17 protein-coding genes, 1 tRNA gene and 1 pseudogene are annotated in these 19,036 nt (G+C 62.4%); 8 read left to right on the forward strand and 11 right to left on the reverse strand.

Going from position 1 to position 19,036, the window contains the following annotated elements:
* The 3 genes and pseudogenes from EO156_RS15500 to EO156_RS15510 form a co-directional block, all read left to right on the forward strand.
* Window positions 1-1,288: pseudogene (locus tag EO156_RS15500) on the forward strand (hypothetical protein); the annotation flags it as partial.
* Between the two features lie 27 nt (window positions 1,289-1,315).
* Window positions 1,316-1,621, forward strand: coding sequence for a YadA-like family protein (locus EO156_RS15505; protein WP_070996140.1), 306 nt, complete (start codon window positions 1,316-1,318; stop codon window positions 1,619-1,621).
* A 182-nt stretch (window positions 1,622-1,803) separates the two neighbouring features.
* Window positions 1,804-2,586 (forward strand): CDP-diacylglycerol diphosphatase, encoded by a 783-nt coding sequence (locus EO156_RS15510; protein WP_157382240.1) that lies wholly within the window; start codon window positions 1,804-1,806, stop codon window positions 2,584-2,586.
* A 59-nt stretch (window positions 2,587-2,645) separates the two neighbouring features.
* Here EO156_RS15510 and EO156_RS15515 read toward each other — a convergent pair whose 3' ends face one another.
* The 5 genes from EO156_RS15515 to EO156_RS15535 form a co-directional block, all read right to left on the reverse strand.
* Window positions 2,646-3,701: a LacI family DNA-binding transcriptional regulator gene (locus EO156_RS15515; protein WP_016851339.1), complete on the reverse strand. Its 1,056-nt coding sequence runs from the start codon at window positions 3,699-3,701 to the stop codon at window positions 2,646-2,648.
* Window positions 3,702-3,752: 51 nt separating this feature from the next.
* Window positions 3,753-5,171, reverse strand: a complete 1,419-nt coding sequence (locus EO156_RS15520; protein WP_016851338.1) for a M28 family peptidase — start codon at window positions 5,169-5,171, stop codon at window positions 3,753-3,755.
* 108 nt (window positions 5,172-5,279) lie between these two features.
* Entirely contained in the window at window positions 5,280-5,711 is a 432-nt protein-coding gene (gene mscL, locus EO156_RS15525) for a large-conductance mechanosensitive channel protein MscL (protein ID WP_016851337.1), read from the reverse strand.
* Window positions 5,712-5,772: 61 nt separating this feature from the next.
* Window positions 5,773-6,486, reverse strand: a complete 714-nt coding sequence (locus EO156_RS15530; RefSeq protein WP_016851336.1) for a fumarylacetoacetate hydrolase family protein — start codon at window positions 6,484-6,486, stop codon at window positions 5,773-5,775.
* A 200-nt stretch (window positions 6,487-6,686) separates the two neighbouring features.
* Window positions 6,687-6,962: a hypothetical protein gene (locus tag EO156_RS15535; protein ID WP_016851335.1), complete on the reverse strand. Its 276-nt coding sequence runs from the start codon at window positions 6,960-6,962 to the stop codon at window positions 6,687-6,689.
* A gap of 227 nt (window positions 6,963-7,189) precedes the next feature.
* Between EO156_RS15535 and EO156_RS15540 the strand changes: the two genes are divergently transcribed.
* Window positions 7,190-7,531 (forward strand): Rieske (2Fe-2S) protein, encoded by a 342-nt coding sequence (locus EO156_RS15540; protein ID WP_016851334.1) that lies wholly within the window; start codon window positions 7,190-7,192, stop codon window positions 7,529-7,531.
* A gap of 204 nt (window positions 7,532-7,735) precedes the next feature.
* Here EO156_RS15540 and EO156_RS15545 read toward each other — a convergent pair whose 3' ends face one another.
* The 4 genes from EO156_RS15545 to thiS all read right to left on the reverse strand — a co-directional run bounded on the left by EO156_RS15545 (window position 7,736) and on the right by thiS (window position 11,778).
* Complete coding sequence (locus EO156_RS15545) at window positions 7,736-9,598, reverse strand: SLC13 family permease (RefSeq protein ID WP_016851485.1); 1,863 nt, start codon at window positions 9,596-9,598, stop codon at window positions 7,736-7,738.
* Window positions 9,599-9,673: 75 nt separating this feature from the next.
* Window positions 9,674-10,432: a tRNA (guanosine(46)-N7)-methyltransferase TrmB gene (trmB, locus tag EO156_RS15550; RefSeq protein ID WP_016851486.1), complete on the reverse strand. Its 759-nt coding sequence runs from the start codon at window positions 10,430-10,432 to the stop codon at window positions 9,674-9,676.
* Window positions 10,433-10,733: 301 nt separating this feature from the next.
* On the reverse strand, window positions 10,734-11,528 hold the full coding sequence (locus EO156_RS15560; protein ID WP_016851487.1) for a thiazole synthase: 795 nt from the start codon (window positions 11,526-11,528) through the stop codon (window positions 10,734-10,736).
* A 49-nt stretch (window positions 11,529-11,577) separates the two neighbouring features.
* Window positions 11,578-11,778 carry a sulfur carrier protein ThiS gene (thiS, locus tag EO156_RS15565; protein WP_003487182.1) on the reverse strand — a complete coding sequence of 67 codons (201 nt, stop codon included), beginning with the start codon at window positions 11,776-11,778 and terminating at the stop codon, window positions 11,578-11,580.
* Window positions 11,779-11,966: 188 nt separating this feature from the next.
* Here thiS and EO156_RS15570 point away from each other — a divergent pair, with 188 nt between their 5' ends.
* The 4 genes from EO156_RS15570 to EO156_RS15585 all read left to right on the forward strand — a co-directional run bounded on the left by EO156_RS15570 (window position 11,967) and on the right by EO156_RS15585 (window position 15,946).
* Entirely contained in the window at window positions 11,967-13,751 is a 1,785-nt protein-coding gene (locus tag EO156_RS15570; protein WP_005929918.1) for an autotransporter domain-containing esterase, read from the forward strand.
* A gap of 118 nt (window positions 13,752-13,869) precedes the next feature.
* Window positions 13,870-13,943 (forward strand) — tRNA-Gly (locus EO156_RS15575).
* 67 nt (window positions 13,944-14,010) lie between these two features.
* Window positions 14,011-15,561, forward strand: coding sequence for a site-specific integrase (locus EO156_RS15580; protein ID WP_016851488.1), 1,551 nt, complete (start codon window positions 14,011-14,013; stop codon window positions 15,559-15,561).
* A 79-nt stretch (window positions 15,562-15,640) separates the two neighbouring features.
* Complete coding sequence (locus EO156_RS15585; protein WP_124632093.1) at window positions 15,641-15,946, forward strand: hypothetical protein; 306 nt, start codon at window positions 15,641-15,643, stop codon at window positions 15,944-15,946.
* 503 nt (window positions 15,947-16,449) lie between these two features.
* Here EO156_RS15585 and EO156_RS15590 read toward each other — a convergent pair.
* Together EO156_RS15590 and EO156_RS15595 are read right to left on the reverse strand one after the other, a co-directional pair.
* Complete coding sequence (locus EO156_RS15590) at window positions 16,450-17,238, reverse strand: hypothetical protein (RefSeq protein WP_124632092.1); 789 nt, start codon at window positions 17,236-17,238, stop codon at window positions 16,450-16,452.
* A 71-nt stretch (window positions 17,239-17,309) separates the two neighbouring features.
* Window positions 17,310-18,251 carry a hypothetical protein gene (locus tag EO156_RS15595; protein WP_125871421.1) on the reverse strand — a complete coding sequence of 314 codons (942 nt, stop codon included), beginning with the start codon at window positions 18,249-18,251 and terminating at the stop codon, window positions 17,310-17,312.
* Between the last annotated feature and the right edge of the window lie 785 nt (window positions 18,252-19,036).

A 19,036-nucleotide genomic window follows, 5' to 3' on the forward strand; every position in this document is an offset into this window, starting at 1 on the left:
GCTGACGTCCTCGTCCGGTTCGGCGGCCAGCCCGGGAACGGCGCAGAAGCTGTCCAACCTTGCGGCGGGCAGCGTGGCCTCCACTTCGACCGATGCGATCACGGGTGGGCAGCTGTACACCCAGCAGCAGCGCGTCAACAGCTATCTGGGCGGTAAGGCAGATGTTGCTACCGGCACTGCGCCGTCCTATACGATCCAGAAGTCTGCCTACAACAGTGTAGGCACCGCACTCGATGCGGTGGATACGAATCTGACAACGCTCAATGAAAGCGTCGTCAGCGGCACCACGGGTGTCGTGCAGCGTGGCGATAGCGCGACGGCGAAAGATACCGTGGTGCTGACGTCCTCGTCCGGTTCGGCGGCCAGCCCGGGAACGGCGCAGAAGCTGTCCAACCTTGCGGCGGGCAGCGTGGCCTCCACTTCGACCGATGCGATCACGGGTGGGCAGCTGTATACCCAGCAGCAGAGTGTCAACAGTTATCTGGGCGGCGGGGCAAACATCGCGAGCAACATCGCGCCGTCCTATACGATCCAGAAGAAAGTCTACAGCGATGTCGGTTCGGCTTTCACTGCGTTGGACAATAAACTTACAGATCTATCTGGATCTGTCATAAGTGGGGGTGGTGGCGTCGTTCAGAGGGCGGAGGCATCCAATACACTGGTACTGACGGAGTCGGGTGGGTCGGTTGCAGACCCCGGAAGCACGCAACGATTGAGCAATCTCAGCGCCGGTGCTGTATCAGCTTCCTCCACAGATGCCATCAACGGTGCACAACTCTTTGCCATCAACCAACAGCTGAGCGAAACCAACGAGTCCCTGCTGGCTATGCAGGACGGGTTGGCTAGCGTGACTGCATCAGTGGCTGAAATATCTATCGGCGCTGGTGGAGGCAGTGTGTCGGGACAAGGCGCTAATGCGGATGGCGCTGGTGCTGCGGCTTACGGCGATAATAGTAACGCTAGTGGCGCAGATGCTACCGCTATTGGTGAAAATACTATCGCTTCCGGCGACCAGTCCACTGCATCGGGTAGTGGTGCCCAGGCAACGGGAGACAAGGCGTCAGCCTATGGCGAATCGAGCGTCGCTTCTGGCGATAGCTCCAGTGCTATCGGTGCCGGTGCTATCGCTTCCGGCGCCAACGCCACTGCGATCGGGGCGGGTTCCAATGCCAGTGCTGACAATAGTGTGGCGCTTGGCGCTGGTTCCGTTGCCGACAGGGAAAATACGGTGTCAGTTGGTTCGGCTAGCGGGGCACGCCAGATCACTAATGTCGCCGCCGGAACCTAGAGTACGGATGCAGTTAACCTTGGTCAGTTGAAGCAGGAAGTCAGCGATGCACGAGACTGGTCGCGCGGCTATACCGATGCGCGCGTCGATCGGGCAGACCGACGTGCCAGCGGCGGCGTAGCGGCGGCGATGGCAATGGCGACCTTACCCCGGGCATATCAGCCTGGTCAGAACGCTGCAGGGTTTGCACTGAGTTCTTTTCGAGGCGAGCAGGCGATAGCGCTGGGTGTTTCGAAGATCAGTGAGAGCGGTCGTTACCTGCTCAATATCAATGCAAGCACCAATACTAGCGGCGATGCAGGCGTCGCGGTCGGTGCGGGTATTGTCTGGTGAGTAGGGTGAGCTGCAGACGATAGCGCTTCGCCGCTGTTGTCAAGAAGGGTCGGCAGGCACCGTTCGCGGTGCCTGCTTTTTCGTAAGATCTGGTAGCGGGAACTATGGTAAGGATGTTGCGACAACCACTGGAATGGTGGGTAAGCGTTACGTTGGTTGCGATACTGCTGTGTATTTTCGGAATGATGGTCTATCTGACAAAGATCGGAACATTGTGGCGCACCATCAGTGAGCAGTGCGTGCCGGGTTTTTTGCACGGCAATAATCCGGCGCCATGCTTGGTGGTGAATCCTGGGCGCCATTATGTGGTATTGCGATCCCCGACTGGCTCGCTTCATTTGCTATTTGTGCCGCTTGCAAGAACATTGGGTTCGAATGCGTCGTGGCTGAATGCATCGAATAATCCTGATTACTTTAAGTTCGCATGGCAGGCACGTGATCTATTGTCAAAGGAGTGGGGGAAGCCAATTCCCGACACCGCCATCGCGTTGACATTCGATGCGGATGGGTGGGGTACGCAGGATCAACTGCATCTGCACCTGGCCTGCCTACGTCCGGAGGTCAGGAATGTGTTGCATACGTTGGGGGTGGCGCTGCGCAGCGATCGGTGGATCGAGTATCGGATGTTGGGGCATGGCTACTGGTTGCGTGCGTTAAGCGCCGAAGAGTTTGCTGCCGGAAATGTGTTGCAGCGGATCTCGCATGAAGCGCCGGCTGGGACCGGTGGGCTGAATCACAGCGGAGTTGCGCTTGCCAAGCTGCAGGATGGTCGTTTCGTGGTGGCTGTGCTGCCGCGTGTTCTGTTTGGTCCGGATGCAAGCAGTGGAGCGGCCAGCGAAATGCAAGATTTCAGCTGTGTCACGTTCGCCACACAGGAACTGCCCCCTCGGCGCTCAGCTTCGAAGCTGTTAAAGACTACTCAAAATGTTCATCTAGCGCGTCGGCAACACCTGCCCCCATCCTGAGGAAGTATTTCCACGCTTTCATGTTGTCTGGACGACGGGGCAAATTCCCTGTCAGGCCTTCATGCTTCCGGCGGCGGCGCAGCCGTCGAACCACGTTTGACTACGGTGTATTTCATGACCTGGTGCACGCCTTGGGCAGCATCACCCTTGCGCCGTCGGCGAATGGCGTCTGCAAGCAACGACACAGCCGCACGCCCCATTGCGGCCACCGGTTGATGCACGGTGGTGAGTTCGGGCCAGATGGTGGTGGCCACCGGCGTGTCGTCGAACCCGGCCACCGAGACGTCCTCGGGCACGCGTAATCCCAATCCGTGCGCAACGGCGACCGCGGCGGCGGCCATGTCGTCGTTGCTGCAGAAGATCGCGGTCGGCGGCTGCGGACGGGCGAGCAGGCTGCGCGCGGCGAGCAGGCCGGAGTGGTAGGTGAACAGCCCGTCTGCGATCAGGTCGTCGGCGATCTCCAGACCGGCCGCCTGCAGGCTGTCGGCGTACCCGTTGGCACGCAGCGCGCTCGGCGTATGTTTCGGATCGCCCTTGATCAAGGCGATGCGCCGATGCCCGAGCTCGATCAGATGCGCGACGATGGCGCGCGCCGCCTGATAGTCGTCGATACGCACCGAGCTGATCTGCGCCATCGGTGCGCCGCTGGCCACGGCCACCACCGGAATCCCGCGTGCATCCAGTTCGGCGATGGTCTGACGCGAATCGCAGAGCGGCGGCGGCAGGATCACGCCGTCCACGCCGGCTGCCAGCAGACGCTCGGTGGCGGCGCGCTGGCTGCGGATGGCGCCGCATTTTTCCACCAGTACCTGGCTGCCATTGAGGCTGCTCTGTTCGAGCAGGCCCAGCATGAATTGATTGAGATAGGCCGCGCTCGGGTTGCTGTACAGCACGCCGATACGCAGCAGGCCGCTGGTGCGCAACGAGCGGCCCGCCAGATTGGGCCGGTAGCCCAGCGCCTGTACCGACGCTTCCACCCGCTCCCGCATGTCCTGCCCGACATGCGGGTGGCGGTTGATCACGCGCGAGGCGGTCATCGGCGACACGCCTGCATGCTTGGCGACATCCAGCAACGTCGCCGCGGTGTTCGCACTGCGTTTGCGCTTGACCACCATCGTGTGTGCTCGTCCTGGAGTAGAAGCGCAAGCGGGCGATGCGCTGCCAGCTTACTCGCCCGGCGGCTGTACAGCGCGGGCGCGGCTGCCGAAATCGCCATCGGCTTCGGCCGCCAGATACGCGAACACGGTGTAGGCGGCCACGTTCTGCGCGAGCGCCTTCGGGTCGATCTTGTCCAGGGTGTCGTCGGCGGTATGGTGCAGATCGAAGTAGTCGGTGCCGTCCTGCGCCAGCCATGCCCAGGCACCGCCCTTGGCGGAGATCGGGCCGACGTCCGGGCCGGGCCCGCCCTTGGTCGGTGCGTATTCGATGCCCAGTGGTGCCAACACCTCGGCAATCTGCCTCGTCGCTGCGCGCGACGCGTCCGGCGCTGCGGAGCCGGTATTGAATGCATAGATCCGCCCTGCGCCGAAGTCGCTCTCCGCGCCGATCTGATGCAGCGCCATGTCCTTGGCATCCTTGCCGTGCGCGGCGGCATAGGCCTTGCCGCCGTACAGGCCTTGTTCTTCGTTGGCGAAGGCCACCACGCGGATGCTGCGCTTGGGAGCCTGCTTCAGTTGCCCGATCAGATGGCCGGCCGCCATGGTGATCGCCACGCCAGCGCCGTCGTCGATCGCGCCGGTGCCCAGATCCCAGGAATCCAGGTGCCCGCCGATCACCACCACTTCCTTGGGCTTGCTGCGGCCGGTGATTTCGCCGATCACGTTGTACGACGTGGCAGTGCCGTCCCAGCCGCAATCCAGGCTCAGGCGGATGCGTGTGGCGCCCAGGGCGGCCAGGCGCGCGAGCTGGTTGGCGTCGGGCACCGACAGGGCCGCTGCCGGCACCGGCGTGAGCCCCTCGTCGAACCGGGTGATGCCGGTATGCGGCACGCGATGCGAATCGGTGCCGGCCGAACGCATCACGAAGCCGATCGCGCCCTTGCGGATCGCTTCCGAGGGGCCCTTGCTGCGCACCGCGCCGCCATTGCCGTAATCCTTGCCGTCGCGCGCCTTGACCATTTGATAGTCCACGAAGGCGATCTTGCCGGCCAGCGAGCCTGCGGGCGCGGCCTGCAACGCGGCAAGGGTCGCGAAGCGCACCACCTCACCCTCGACACTGCCGCCCGGGCTGCCGCCCAGGGCCGTGATGGTCAGCGGTTGTGCATGCGCGCCCAGCACCGCAGCGTGTTCGCTACGCCGCTCCCACTTGGGAAAGGTTACCGGCTCGGTCCACACCTTGTCGAAGCCCAAGGCCTGGAACTTGGCCTTGGCCCAGGCCACTGCACGCGGATCGGCTTCGCCACCGGCGATGCGTGGGCCCACTTCGGTGGTCAGCGATTCCACCACTGCAAAGCCGGTCGTGTCGCCCAGCGCCTGCTCGCGCAGCTGTGCGGCGGTGCGCAACGCGCTGTCGGGAATGGTGGTCTGCGCGGCGAGCGCAGACGAGCAGGCGAGCAGGGCGGAAATGGCGACAGCGAGGCGACGCATGCAGGCGGCTCCAAACGACAGGGGGACCTCGAGCTTATCAGCGCAAGGTCCCCTGTCGGCGTGTGAAAGGTCATTGTCCCGTGCCGCGCGCACGGCGGATGGGGCCGTTTACGGCGCAACCGGCGGCTTGAGTGTGTCGTTCTTGAGACTATCGCGGATCTCGCGCAGCAACAGCACTTCTTCGCTCGGTCCCTTGGGCGCATCGGGCTTGCGATGGCTGAGACGGTTGATCAGCTTGACCACCAGGAAGATCGCGAAGGCGATGATCACGAATTGCACGACGGTGTTGATGAAATCGCCGTAGCCGATCACCACGGCCGGAATCTCCTTGCCGGTAGCGTCGACCCCGGCCGGCTTGAGTACCCACGCCAAGCGCGAAAAATCCACGTTGCCGATGGCCCAGCCGATCGGCGGCATGATGATCTTTTCCACCAATGCGGTGACGATCTTGCCGAACGCCGCGCCGATGACCACACCGACCGCAAGATCGATGACGTTGCCGCGCATCGCGAATTGCTTGAATTCGCTGACCATTCCCATAGCGCACTCCTGATGCGGTCGCGGACCAACTGCCGCTGAGCCGATCCTAGCCCGGCCGATGTCAGCCCGCGATGATGCCGTGGCGCTCGGCCACGTTCTCCAGGCGCGCACTGAACTGGTCGCCCGGCAGCAAGGGCCCCACGCCGGCTGGTGTGCCCATGAAGATCAGATCGCCGGCGCGCAGTGCGTAGAGTTTGGAGAGCTCGTGCAGGATTTCCGGCACGCTCCAGATCATCTGATCCAGCAACGACTGCTGGCGTACCTGCCCGTTGACTTCCAGCGACAGGTTCAGCGCATCCAGTGCGCCCACCTCGCCGGCATGCACCAGTTCGCTGATCGGCGCGGACTGGTCGAAGCCCTTCGCGGTATCCCAGGGCAGGCCCTTGGCTTTGGCAGCGGCCTGCAGATCGCGCCGGGTCAGGTCCAGCCCCACACCATAGCCGTAGATCAACGCCTCGGCCTGGTCCACCGGCACTTCGCCCGCCGGCGCATCGCTGCCCAGCGCGACCACCAGTTCCACTTCGTGGTGCAGCTCCCGGGTGCCGGGCGGATAGGCGATGTGGTCACCGTGGCCGACCACGATGGCGTCGGCGGGTTTCGTGAAGAACGTCGGCTGGCCGCGTTCTGCCTTCGATGCCGGCGCGCTGGCACCCATTTCGCGCGCGTGGTCGGCGAAGTTTCGGCCGACGCAATAGATGCGATGCACCGGAAAATTGCCGCCGCCGATCACCGGAATACGCGGAACATCGGCAGCGGGAATCACATCGTGGGTCATGCGCGCATCCTCGGAACGGGACGCGTGAGTCTAGCCGCTCTACGGCGTACGACGGAACCTTCGGCAATGGCGCACCGGGCAGCGGCCGGCACATCGCAGTAGATGCATCTTGGCGTGCAAACGACATCGGCATGTCCGTCGACATGCCGATGCGATGCAGTGAGAGTGTGGACCGGCTCGGCAGGCGTGCCGCGCAGGCCTCAGTGCGACATCGGCAGCGCAGGCTTGCGCACCACGCGGTATTCGGCATCGACCACGCGCGCCTGCTGCGGCGCCCGCCGGTTCGACTTGCTCAGGAGCTTCCAGGTGATGCCGCCCAGGATCATCGCCGCACCCACGAAGACGCTGAAGAAGATCAGCACCGCAAGAATGGCCAGCCCGGCAAGGCCGGCAGCGACGCGTACCAGTGGGTGACGCGGCTTGCGCGGCGCAAACAGGTGATGCAGGTGGCCGGATTGGAAAATGCGTGCAGGCATGGCGGTGGGCTGCCGGGCAGGAAACGAGCGCGCAGTATCGTTGCGGTTTCATGTCATTGAGTGAAAACTTCGTTAAATCGACGTCTGTTTTGTTAAGGGCATCACATCGCGGGCAAGCGCACGCCCATGACGGTCGTCAGGTTCGCCTGACTGCACTACAGGCCGCCGGCAGCGACCGTAGCCATGCGCATGCCACAATCGCCGCCCACCGTCAGCAGCCAGTGCCAATGTCCGCGCCATCGCCCGTCCCGCTTGTCGCCGTCGCGCAGATTCCCGATGCCGGAGTGCTGGAAGTGGAGGCGGTGTGGGGCGGCAGTGCCGAATCGCTGGTGCTGTACCGCGACGGCGAGCAGGTGCGTGCCTGGTTGAATGTCTGTCCGCATGCCGGCCGACGACTGGACTGGGCGCCGGGTCAGTTTCTCAAGACCGCGGACGGCCATCTGGTCTGCGCCGCGCACGGCGCTGCATTCGAGCTGTGGGCAGGCGAATGCATCAGCGGGCCGTGTCGCGGCCAATCGCTGGTCGCAGTGCCGGTGCGCATCGAGGCAGGGCAGGTGCTGCTCGCCTAGGGCAGCGCCCGCAGCGCGGCCTGCGTGCCCTGCGCAAGACAGAACGTCACCGAAGAACGGGAGCGCTGCGCGCGTCGAAGATGGCCGGCGCGCGCGACGACCGGGCCGCGACCTACGCGCAGAGTGCAGCGGCCCGCCGGTGTCTGGCGTGGTCGCTGCATGGCGCGTGCAATGAGTGCGGCATCCGCCGGCGTATCGCCGCCCTCAGCGCGCCGCCCACCAGAACATCAGGTTGATCATCGCCACCATCACCACGATGTAGATCAGCGACAGCGGTGCGCCCACGCGCCACAGTTCGCGCGGCTGATAGTTGGCCGGGCCGGCGACCATCGAGATCACCGGGTTGGAGGCGGTCATCAGATTGTTGGATGCCGATAGCGCCACGATCAGTGCGAAGGCGGTGGGGTTGCCGTTGGCCGCCAACGCCAGGTTGACCGCGATGGGCACCATCACGATGGTCGCACCCACATGGCTGATCACCAGCGAGAACGCGGTGGTCAGCAGTGCCAGGCTGATTTCCAGCGCCCACACCGGGATGCCTTCGGGCAGGCGGTCGATGGTGTGGCCGGCGACCCAGGCAGCGGTGCCGCTGCTGTCCATCGCCCAACCCAGGGGAATCAGCCCGGCCATCATGAAGATGGTCTTCCAGTTGATCGAGGCGTAGGCCTCGTCCATGCGCAGCACGCCGGCCACCAGCATGCAGGCCACGCCGGTCATCAGCGTCAGTGCCACCGGCAGCTTGGAGGTCAGCGCGATCAAGATGGTGAAGGCGAAGATCGCCATGGCGATCTTGAATTTGTGCGGGCGTTGTTCGCCCTTCGGGAAATCGGTGACCGGCACGAAGTCGCGGCTTTCCGCCGCCTGCGCCAGGTCCTGCCAGATGCTGTGGAAGACCAGCATGTCGCCGGCGCGCAGCGGCACGTTGCGCACGTCCTCGCGGATGACCTGTTTGTCGCGGTTGATCGCCAGCAGGCTGATGCCGGCCTGCTTGCGCAGCCGCAGTTCGCCGGCGCTCTTGCCGATCAACCGCGAATTGGGCGGGATGACCGCTTCGGAAATGCCCGCCAGGCTCGGGTTGAACAGATCGCCCAGGTTGCGCAGCCGCGAGGACATGCGCAGGAAATGGTTCTGCGCGAAGTCGGCCACCTCCTGGCGCCGGCCCATCGCGCCCAGCACGCTGCCGACCCAGATGCGCATGTCCGCCGGCGGCGCCAGACGGGTGTCGTTGCCGGTCTTCAGCGCCAGCAGCAGCGGCGCATCGTGCAGGGCCTCGGCTTCCCCCAGGGTCATGCCGACCAGGGGGCTTTCGGCGGTGACGATGAGCTCGAACACATCGCCATCGATGCCGTAGGTCTTGGCGAAATAGCTTTCGGTGCGCGACGGCGTCACGCCTTCGTTGATCAGGCGCTCTTCCTCGATCAGCTTGCGGTCGCCATAGAAGCGGAAGTACAGCAGCGCCGCGATCAGCAAGGCCACGCCGATCGGCAGCGGCGCGAACATCGTCAAGGGCTCGATGCTGGCCATGCCCGAGGGCAGGTTGTTGTTGGCCGACACCAGCAGGTCGTTGAGCAGGATCAACGGCGAGTTACCCACCATGGTGAGTGCACCGCCCATCACGATGGCCGAAGCGATCGGCAGCAGCATGCGCTGCAGGGTGAGCCCGGTGCGTGCGGCAAGGCGCGAGGCCACCGGCAGATACAACGCCATCACCGACGGGTTCTGCATGAATGACGAGTTCAAACCGGAGATGCCCAGCGTCATCATCATCAGCCGCTGCTCGCTGCCGTGCGAGCGCCGCAGCAACCAGCTGGCCAGCCGGTTCAACGCGCCGGTGCGTTCCAGGCCTGCGCCGAGGATGGTGGTGGCGATGATGCTCATCACCGCGTTACCGGAAAAACCGCCGAACAGTTCTTCCGGCGCCACCAGCCCGGTGACGCCCAGCACCACCAGCACGATCAACGCCACCACGTCGGCGCGAATGCGCTCGAACAGGAACATCGCCATCGTGAAGCCGACCAGCCCGAGGACGAGCTTCATATCGTTGGTCAGCGTCAGCGCGGTGTCCATTAGTGGCCGGGATTCGTGATTCGGGAGTGGGGATTCGTTGAGCTGCTGCGGCGTCGATTGTGCGGGAAGGCGCTGTTACGAATCCCCAATCCCCACACCCGAATCCCGGTCGTACAACAGATCCCACACGCCATGGCCAAGCTTCTGGCCGCGGGTTTCGAAGTGGGTCTGCGGTCGCCAGGCCGGGCGTTCGACGTGGCCGCGCGGGCCGGCGCGGTTGACCAGTCCGTCGGTGGCATCGAGCACGTCCCACATCTGTTCGGCGTAATCGGCCCAGTCGGTGGCGGCATGCAGGCGGCCGCCCTGGCGCAGCTTGCGCACCAGCAACTGCGCAAAGGCCGGCTGGATGAGGCGGCGCTTGTTGTGCCGCTTCTTGTGCCACGGGTCCGGGAAGTAGATGCGCACCTCGTCCAGCGCGCCATCGGCGATTTCGCGTTCCAGCACTTCCACCGCGTCGTGGTGGTAGAGGCGCACATGCGCGCTGCCGTCTTCGTCCAGCGCATTGAGCAGGCGGCCTACACCGGGCGCGTGCACCTCGATGCCGATGTAGTCGCGGCTGGGGTCATGCTGGGCGGCGAAGCGCAGCGCGGCGCCGTTGCCGAAACCGATCTCCAGTACCTTGGGGGCGCTGCGGCCGAAGGTGGCATCCAGATCGCGCGGTGCACCGGTGTAGTCCAGTCCGAACCGCGGCCACAGCGCGTCGAAGGCGCGCTGCTGCGCAGGCGTGAAGCGCCCCTGGCGCAACACGAAGCTGCGCACTTGGCGGCGGCCCTCTTCGATGGTGAAGGGTTTGGGCGGCATCTTGGCGCCGTCGCTGGTGAAAGGATCGGTCATGAAAGGTCGGTCACGTCAGCAGACACATGCTCCGCACGTGCGCGACAACCACATCGCGCGCCACGCAGGAGCTCAAAAAAGCCCCTCTCCCACCGGGGCGAGGAGGCACAGCTTGCGCGCCGTGGGCGCGCGTGCCGAGGAGCGCCCGCGACGCAGGCGCGGGCCGGGGCGCAGAGCGGGGGTTGGGATGAGGGTATGGGCGAAGCGATGCCGGATCCGATCACGCCCATTGTGGAGCGGCCACCGCCTGGCGGTTGCGTATTGCACACGGTCGAACACACGGCGCCAGCAGACCACCGACTCATCCAATCACGCCATCCACCGGGCTCGACGCCGACGCATAGCGCTTGCGCGGAATGCGCCCGGCCAGGAAGGCCTCGCGTCCGGCCTCGACCGCCTTGCGCATGGCGCTGGCCATCAGGATCGGATCGCGTGCGCCGGCAATGGCGGTGTTCATCAGGACGCCATCGCAGCCCAGCTCCATCGCGATCGCCGCATCCGAGGCGGTGCCCACGCCGGCATCCACGATGATCGGTACCTTGGCGTTCTCGATGATTTCCAGCAGGTTGTATTTGTTCTGGATACCCAGGCCCGAGCCGATCGGCGCTGCCAGCGGCATCACCGCCACGCAGCCGATCTCTTCCAGCCGCTTGGCCAGGATCGGATCGTCGGAGGTATAGACCATGACGTCGAAGCCGTCGGCGACCAGTTGCTCGGCGGCCTTGAGCGTCTGCACCACGTCCGGGTACAGCGTCTTCTCGTCGCCCAGCACCTCCAGCTTGGTGAGGCTGTGGCCGTCCAGCAGTTCGCGCGCCAGCCGGCACGTGCGCACCGCGTCTTCAGCGGTGTAGCAGCCGGCGGTGTTGGGCAGCAGCGTGTAGCGCTCCGGCGGCAGCACATCCAACAGGCTGGGTGCGTTGGGATCCTGGCCAATATTCACCCGGCGAATGGCGACGGTGACGATTTCGGCCGCGGCGGCTTCGGTGGCCAGGTGGGTTTCGTCCAGATCCTTGAACTTGCCGGTGCCGGTGAGCAGGCGCGAACGGTAGTGTTTGCCGGCGATGACCAGCGCATCAGAGGGGGCGGGATTCGTCATGCGGCAATTATCACCGATCGGGCGCTGATGCGCCGGCCTGCGCGGCGCATCAGCCGCCGCCCAGCGCGTGCACGATTTCCACCACATCGCCCTCGCGTAATGCGTGATCTGCATGCCGTCCGCGCGGCACGATTTCGCCATTGACCTCTACCGCGACGCGGCGCTGTGCTAGGCCTTCCTGCTCCAGCAGGGCGGACAGAAGCAAGTTGTCGGGAAGCGAGCGCGGAGTGCCGTTGAGTTGAATGTTCATGGCATCATTGTTGCATCGCGTGCCGCTCCGGCGCGCGTTTTTGCGTTATGCGGCAATGCAGCGTGAGCGCGGGCGGCGAGGGTGGAACCATGTGCCATTCGCCAGCGTACGTATGCACGCCGGTCCGGTCCCACTCACTTCAAGCAGGCATTCCGATGGCTTCAACACTTCGCCCGATCCGCTCCCTGATGGCCATGGCCATCGCTATCGCGGCCGCCCCGGCCATGGCCGAGTCGGCCTTCGACCAGACCGTGTTCTTCGGCGACAGCCTCACCGACAGCGGGTATTACAATCCGCTGCTGCCGGCCGCCTCGCGCGCGGTCACCGGCAAGTTCACCACCAACCCGGGTTGGGTATGGGCCGAATATGTCGGCGACCATTTCGGCACCAATGCCGCGCCCAATGGCAACGGCCAGACCGGCGACAACTACGCTGCCGGCGGTGCGCGCATCCAGGCCAGCTCGGTCAGCGCACTCGGCGCTGCGCCGTCGGTGACCAGCCAGATCACCACCTATCTCACCGCCAACGGCGGCCGCGCCAACCCCAATGCGCTGTACACCGTGTGGGGCGGCGCCAACGACCTGCTCGCCGCGTCCCTTGCCCCGGCACAGGCGCAGGCCATCATCGGCAGCGCGGTGACCGCCCAGGTCGGTGCCGTGGCCACCTTGCAGAATGCCGGCGCGCGCTACGTCATGGTGCCGACCATTCCGGACGTCGGCCTCACCCCGCGCTTCCGTGCGGGCGGCGCCGTGGGAATGGCGCAGGGCACCGCTGCAGCCACCGCCTACAACACCGCCTTGTTCAATGGCCTGCAGTCCGCTGGCTTGCGCGTGATTCCGGTCGACACCTTCCACCTGCTGCAGGAAATCGTCGCCAACCCGGGCACCTACGGCTTCAGCAATGTCACCAGCACCGCCTGCAACCCGGCCGTGCCGCTGCCGGCCTGTAACCCGACCAGCCTGGTCGCCGCCAATGCGCAGAACACCTATGTGTTCGCCGATGGCATTCACCCGACCACGGCGGTGCACCAGATCCTGGGCGAATACGCCATCTCGTTGCTGGAAGCGCCGCGTCTGCAGCAGGTGCTGACGCATTCGGCGCAGGCCGGCGGCCGCGCGCGCGCCGACCAGGTGGCCTGGCATCTGGAGGGCAAGCCGGACGCCGATGGCATGCGTTGGTGGGGCAGCGTGCGCGGCGACATGCAGCGTTACGACCATGCGGACCTGTACGACGGCATGGCGCCGGCCGGCCTGTTCGGTGTGGACTGGACTGCAGGCGACCTGGTGTTCGGTGGTTTTGCCGGTTTCGGCCGCATGGACGCCGACTTCGGTAACCGCAACGGCAGCTTCAAGCAGGACGACACCACCCTGGGCGGCTTCTTCGGCTGGTACACCGGCCCGGTGTGGGTCAATGCCCAGGTCAGCTACAGCTGGCTGAGCTACGACGTGGACCGCGAAGTCCAGCTTGGGCCAGCCACCCGCGTGCACAGCGGCTCCCCCGACGGCAGCAATCTCACCGCTGCCCTCAACGCCGGGTATTCGCTGGGCGAAGGCAACCTCAAGTACGGCCCGGTGGCCGGCCTGACCTGGCAGAAGATCAAGCTCGACGGCTACACCGAAAGCAACGACAGCGCCACCGCGCTGGGCTACGCCAATCAGGACATCGATTCGCTGGTCGGCCGCGTTGGCTTCCAGGTGCGTCTGGACGGCGCCATGGTCAAGCCGTACCTTCAGGCGACCTACGACCACGAGTTCAAGGACGGCGGCGAAGCCAGCGCCTGGCTGCAGTCGATGCCGGAAGTAGGCATGTACACCGTTCCTGGCCAGAACTTCGATCGCAACTACGCCACTGTCGTGCTGGGTGCCCGCACCGGGCTGTGGGGCCTGCAGAGCAACATCGGCCTGAGCACCACCACCGCCCAGCGCAGCGCCCGCGACGCGACCTTGTTCGTGAACTTCAGCGGCAACTTCTGAGGCGCGGTACGCCACAGGTAGGTCATGCGCAACACGTGAGGGCCGGGCAACCGGCCCTCGTTCTATCTGCGCACGTTGCGCCAGACACCTGCACCCGCATAAACTCTGCCAGCGCCATGCGGGCGTAGCTCAATGGTAGAGCTGTAGCTTCCCAAGCTACTGACGTGGGTTCGATTCCCATCGCCCGCTCCAGAGCTTCTACTCAGTCCATAACTGGTTGATTGAGTTAGATATTCAGGCCGATTGATGATTCCGAGCGATGCCCCTTGAGGTATCAATCGAGGTATCAATCTTGCCAAAGCCTCTGATGATGTCGCGCTCGGCTGGCCTGTATGCGCGCTTCTTTGTTCCCACCGATCTTCGAGCCTCCATCGGCTCGCGTTACCTTGTCCGATCGCTGGGAAACCGTCGTGGGGACCACGCCAGGCTGGCGGCGGCCACGATGGGGGTGGCACTATCGATGGCATTCGATGCCATGCGGAAAGGGATGACCGTGGATCTGGACGAACTGCTCAAGAAGGTCCGCAGTGGTGACATTCAAGAGCTCACGCTGAGAAACGTGACGCTGCCGGACGGCACGCGCATCGCCCAGGCGCAGCTGGACAACCCCGCCGATGCCGCGATGTTCGGAGACCTCATGGAGCGGTCCCGCCGGGTGGAACCGGTCGAGGTCACGTCGGCGAGGGTGGCCAAGCGTCGGGAACAGTTGCGTAGCGCCAGTCAGGGCCTTGCCAATCAAGCGTCCAACGCGCTGATGCTGTCCAAGGCGATGGCCGATCATTTGAGGGACCTGGCCGGGGCCCGTCTGCATCAGAAGACCGTGTTGGAAAGCCGTCACACGCTGCGCCTGTTTGCCGGGATCATCGGTAAGGACGTGCCCGTGGCCTCGCTGACCCAGGATCACGTGCGGGCCTTCTTTGAGGGCGTGCGCTACTGGCCTTCCAATGCGACCAAGCGGCCGGCCTATCGGGACCTGTCGGTGCCCGAGGTCATCAAGCTGGCCAAGAAGAACCAGGAGCCGGAGCCGGCGGCGTGGACCATGGCGAAGCACCGGCAACGGCTGAGCGTGTTCCTGGTGTCGCTGGTCGAGGGCAAGCATCTGGCGGTGAACCCACTGGCAGGCATCCGAGCAATTTCCACGCCGGATTCGGAAGACACGGGCTCGCCTTTCACGGACGCCGAGTTGAAGGCGATCTTTGACCCGGTGGAGTTCCCGAAGTGGGCGTCGAAGTATCCGCATCGCTGGTTTGGGCCAATCCTCGGGCTCTACTCGGGCGCGCGCGTCAACGAGATCGCGCAACTCCGGCTGGAGGACATCGACACCATCGACGGCGTGCCCGGCTTCTTCGTCCGCAAGATCGGGAAGAAGCAGAGCATCAAGAACAAGCACAGCCGGCGGTTCATCCCGCTGGCTCAGCCGGTCATTGAGGCCGGGTTCCTCACCTACGTGGAAGAGGCGAGGCAAGCTGGAGTGGAGCGATTGTTCCCGGACCTGCCCAACTCGACAGGGCTGGGCTACGGACGGCAGCTGAGCCGACAGTTCTCCGTTTACATCAAGCGGCAAGGCGTATCGGAGAAGGGCCAGGGGTTCCACGGGTTCCGCCATACCATTGCTTCAAAGCTCGACGAAGCGGGGGTGTCGGCTTCCGCGATTGGGGCGCTCACGGGGCACGGGACTGGGCAAACGGTGTTGGAGAAGTTCTACATTGATCGACGGAGCCTGCCGGACCGGGTGGCAACCCTTGCTAGGTTTTCAACCCCTATCGAATTGCCGGTCTACACAAACGGTACTTTTTTACAGAAATCCTAGGCGAGCTAGCTATTGCATGATTTCATGCCACGGATGTATTAGGCTCTGTCCTACTAAATTTTGAATTAAGGAGCTTTCGATGCCCTCAAACGGAAAAGTGATCTCCAGCTACGTGTTCAGAATTTCCAGTAACTTACTATTGTGGATTTTTGCGGCGCTGATCACCGTGCGTTTACCTTGGTGGGTGTTCAACGATTCCGACTCAAAAGCGGCCAGCGTCACTGCGACGATTAGCGAGCTCATTGAGTGGAAGCTTTGGTTCACGTTGATCGCAGCTGCCATCTTTGCAGCGGCACTCATGTTGTTTGTTTCAAGAGAGGATGAGGCAAATCTCGCCATCAGTTCGGCAAATTTCTTATCGAAGATGTTTTTGGAATACTTTTAAATGCAGGTTCCCTGCTGGCGGTCTGCTCACTTTGGCTGCTCAATCCCTTTCTCTCGCTGATTGCTGCTGTAAGTTACTTGATTGGCCTTCGTTTCTGGTATTTGCTCCTGCCACGCCCATAGTAGAAGCGAAAACGTAAATGCAATCCAGAGGCTGCCGAAAATCATAAGTATGGCGGATCTGAAAATAGCTAACATATCTCATCTCGTAAATTTAGTATTTCGAGGCTAAGATGTCTTTGGCTAAAGTCAAGTTCACTGACTGATATCAGTGCGGGGGGGCATCCTGCCTCTGGACAACGGCGAAGCTGCGAGTCCACAGGTCGATTGATAGCTTCCTAAGACGCGTGGGTTCCATGATTTCCGGCATGATCCAGCCTCAAGATGAAGATTTTCAGTTGAGCCGGGGCATAGTTAGAGCCGTCGCCGGACTGGTTCACGTCACGATTGTTAGGAAATACGAAAGTCGGCTGGGTGGCACGTTCTTCATAGTGACCAATGTGCCTATCGGGGCTGCGAATTGTGGGATCCTGTATTGGATTTCTTTGAAATTTGGAGTGGTGTTCGGATCTCTATGCCGTCTCGTGGTAAAGTCCTTGTAGTCTTGAGATCAGCATCGTAGACGGCGATCAGGTCGTTGTTTGTAGTGATGATGTGGCCTCGCAACAGCCGTTTATCTTCCTTCCAGAGTTCCGTCATCTCTTCAGATTTCTCGTGCTGCATAAGCTGATTCGTATCGTCCGCTTTAGCTTTTCCATATTTCTCAGCGGCGAGCCCTGGAACGATCGCTAGAATCAAGATGAAACAGCCAGCGCCGGCAGCAGCGCTGAGAAAAACCGTCATGCCCAGGAGAGTAATGATTGGCTCTCTTACCCAATAGGGCTGCCGCTCTAGCCACGCCCTAAGTTGGGGATTCTCTTTGACTGGTGCGCGCATCATGACGATGGCAAAAGTAGATAAACCGATCATTGTTAGAACGATGTGCCATGGAATGTTGCCCAGAAGCCGAATTCCCTGGACAACAGTGACGTAATAGCCGTGGATGATTTTCCAATCTGCAGCCTGTGGGAAGGATGTTGGCTGAACGCCAACGCCTGTAAGATAGGTCGAATAAGCTACATCGCCTGACAGATGGAGGCAAAATCCCATAATGGTGGCGACAGCCAATAGCCCGCCAGCAATAGTCGCCAGTGTGGATGCGGTTTGCGAGAGCGATTGTGAAATCAATCGCTCTGCTTGTATGGCCGATCTGTCCTTGTTGACAATTCTTTCGGTGATTTCTTTGTCAGTCACTATGGCAGGCTCCGCGTCTTTTTCCTGGATTATTTCATCGGAATTGAAGTTCTGCTTGATTGCGATGCTCGTTATGGTGAATCGGGGGTGAGGACATCCAGCTTAACTGCGGAAGCTGGGTTGGAAGTTTTGGATGTCGATGATATGCGTCCGGGAGCTTGCGGCCGCAAAACGGTGCTTTCAGAGGTCATAGCACAACTTCTCCGGACGAACTGTGGTCCTGCTTCCGTAAGCCGGCCGACAAGCACCAAGTTGTCGTTGATGCGAGCTACTTTGTCGCCTTCAAGTGGAGCGCATGCCGCGTCCTGCTGCAAATCAAGGAAGAAAGCACTGTAAGCGGCAACCCATCGCATAGCTGGGTAGACGACAGATTGGCTATTCGATAGGGCAGATGTTCCAAATAAAACCACAAATGCAGAAAGCCCCCTGATCAGAGTAACGATTACATCTAAGTGACCATTTGTGGCTTCGGATCTGGAAAGCTTCAGTAGACCCCATCCCATGGCAAGAAAGGCAGGGATGGCGCCAAGGACGGTCATTAGAGTCGCTGTCACGGGCACAACGGAGAGCAGGCTGAGCAATGCACTCGACGTTGGGAAAAGGGATGCCTGCTGGCTGGTTGCTTCATTGACTACGACTCTGCCCACCCCTGTTGCTGCTGCGAGTGCTATTGCTCCAAATACTGTGACTGAAATCTTCATCAAAGGATGGCCCAGTTTGGGCGTCACCCACCCGTAAGTGTCTCCAAGGAAAGCGATAGCTAACAGCGAGCAACTGGCATAGAAGGCCACGTCTGAAGAAACAGAGCTTGGTGATCTTAGGAAAAGAGCGATGGAGGCAAGCATGCAAACGGCGCCACCTAGATAGAGGCGAATCACCCAGTGATGATTTAGCCACCAAGTTTTTATCCTCTCAGCAATCGATGCTTGGCCGGTGCCGTATCTAGCTCTTCCGCAATTTCCATACTGCGCTCCTCTTGGATGTGTGCCGAAAGTAACGGCGGGCAATCTCAAGGAACGCGACTCGGGGGCAAGATAGGATGAGTTGGTGGTTTGAGTCCGAGAAGGGCAGCACCTCAGGCGCATTGAACGTCAGCAGGAAAGTGGCATAGGCGTTTAGGAAGTCCTTCAGCTGGTCAACTGCACCCGGAGCACCACCAAAACCATGGGGAGTCCGCTGAGCACCGAGGTGACCCAGAAAGCCCCCATCACGCTCAGCGGCGGCATCACACCACTGGCCCCAACTGAAGCTCTGGTCGTGCCGTCTCGCTCCGCCTTCCTTAGGCCCCGCCGAGCCATCAGCGGCCTAACGATGAAGCCCAGTGAGCTCAGAAAGAGCGGGCTGAGGGAGAAGTAGAAGTAGAAGAGCCGATCGCGCGGGGATCTCCGCTTGCGGAGCCTCCTGGAACGACTGAGCGAGGAGGATGGGGAGCGCTCGCTGCGCATTCGGCTTCCACCGGAGGTGGTCCCGCGTTCGACTCGCAACTTCTTTCTGTCAGAAAATTACCCATAACCTTGTCAGGATTGTCTGATTTCAGTGTAGGCCAAGCACGTCGCATCGCCATCGTGCGAAACCGAACTCTAGCGGTGTCAGTATCTTGGCATTGCCGTGGTCGTCTGCCAGCCCGCTTCAGGGCGTGACAGCGTGTTGACAAGCCCATGGCTCTGAGCAACCTTCGTTTGCGCGAGAGCATTGGGGAATGACTGCTGGTCGCGCTTCGCGCGCTCTCGAAACCTTCTACCTAGGGCTGGCCATTGCCTGCGTGGGCGAGCGCTGCTGCTTGCTGTGCGCAGCATTG

This window comes from Xanthomonas sp. DAR33341, assembly GCF_003992815.1.
Lineage (GTDB): Bacteria > Pseudomonadota > Gammaproteobacteria > Xanthomonadales > Xanthomonadaceae > Xanthomonas > Xanthomonas cissicola.

Excerpts from the sequence above, each read along its gene's own strand:
- EO156_RS15510 (WP_157382240.1), top strand. The coding sequence starts at position 1,804 with ATGATGGTCTATCTGACAAAGATCGGAACATTGTGGCGCACCATCAGT.
- EO156_RS15515 (WP_016851339.1), bottom strand. The coding sequence starts at position 3,701 with ATGGTGGTCAAGCGCAAACGCAGTGCGAACACCGCGGCGACGTTGCTG.
- EO156_RS15520 (WP_016851338.1), bottom strand. The coding sequence starts at position 5,171 with ATGCGTCGCCTCGCTGTCGCCATTTCCGCCCTGCTCGCCTGCTCGTCT.
- mscL (WP_016851337.1), bottom strand. The coding sequence starts at position 5,711 with ATGGGAATGGTCAGCGAATTCAAGCAATTCGCGATGCGCGGCAACGTC.
- EO156_RS15530 (WP_016851336.1), bottom strand. The coding sequence starts at position 6,486 with ATGACCCACGATGTGATTCCCGCTGCCGATGTTCCGCGTATTCCGGTG.
- EO156_RS15535 (WP_016851335.1), bottom strand. The coding sequence starts at position 6,962 with ATGCCTGCACGCATTTTCCAATCCGGCCACCTGCATCACCTGTTTGCG.
- EO156_RS15540 (WP_016851334.1), top strand. The coding sequence starts at position 7,190 with ATGTCCGCGCCATCGCCCGTCCCGCTTGTCGCCGTCGCGCAGATTCCC.
- EO156_RS15545 (WP_016851485.1), bottom strand. The coding sequence starts at position 9,598 with ATGGACACCGCGCTGACGCTGACCAACGATATGAAGCTCGTCCTCGGG.
- trmB (WP_016851486.1), bottom strand. The coding sequence starts at position 10,432 with ATGACCGATCCTTTCACCAGCGACGGCGCCAAGATGCCGCCCAAACCC.
- EO156_RS15560 (WP_016851487.1), bottom strand. The coding sequence starts at position 11,528 with ATGACGAATCCCGCCCCCTCTGATGCGCTGGTCATCGCCGGCAAACAC.
- thiS (WP_003487182.1), bottom strand. The coding sequence starts at position 11,778 with ATGAACATTCAACTCAACGGCACTCCGCGCTCGCTTCCCGACAACTTG.
- EO156_RS15570 (WP_005929918.1), top strand. The coding sequence starts at position 11,967 with ATGGCCATGGCCATCGCTATCGCGGCCGCCCCGGCCATGGCCGAGTCG.
- EO156_RS15580 (WP_016851488.1), top strand. The coding sequence starts at position 14,011 with ATGCCCCTTGAGGTATCAATCGAGGTATCAATCTTGCCAAAGCCTCTG.
- EO156_RS15585 (WP_124632093.1), top strand. The coding sequence starts at position 15,641 with ATGCCCTCAAACGGAAAAGTGATCTCCAGCTACGTGTTCAGAATTTCC.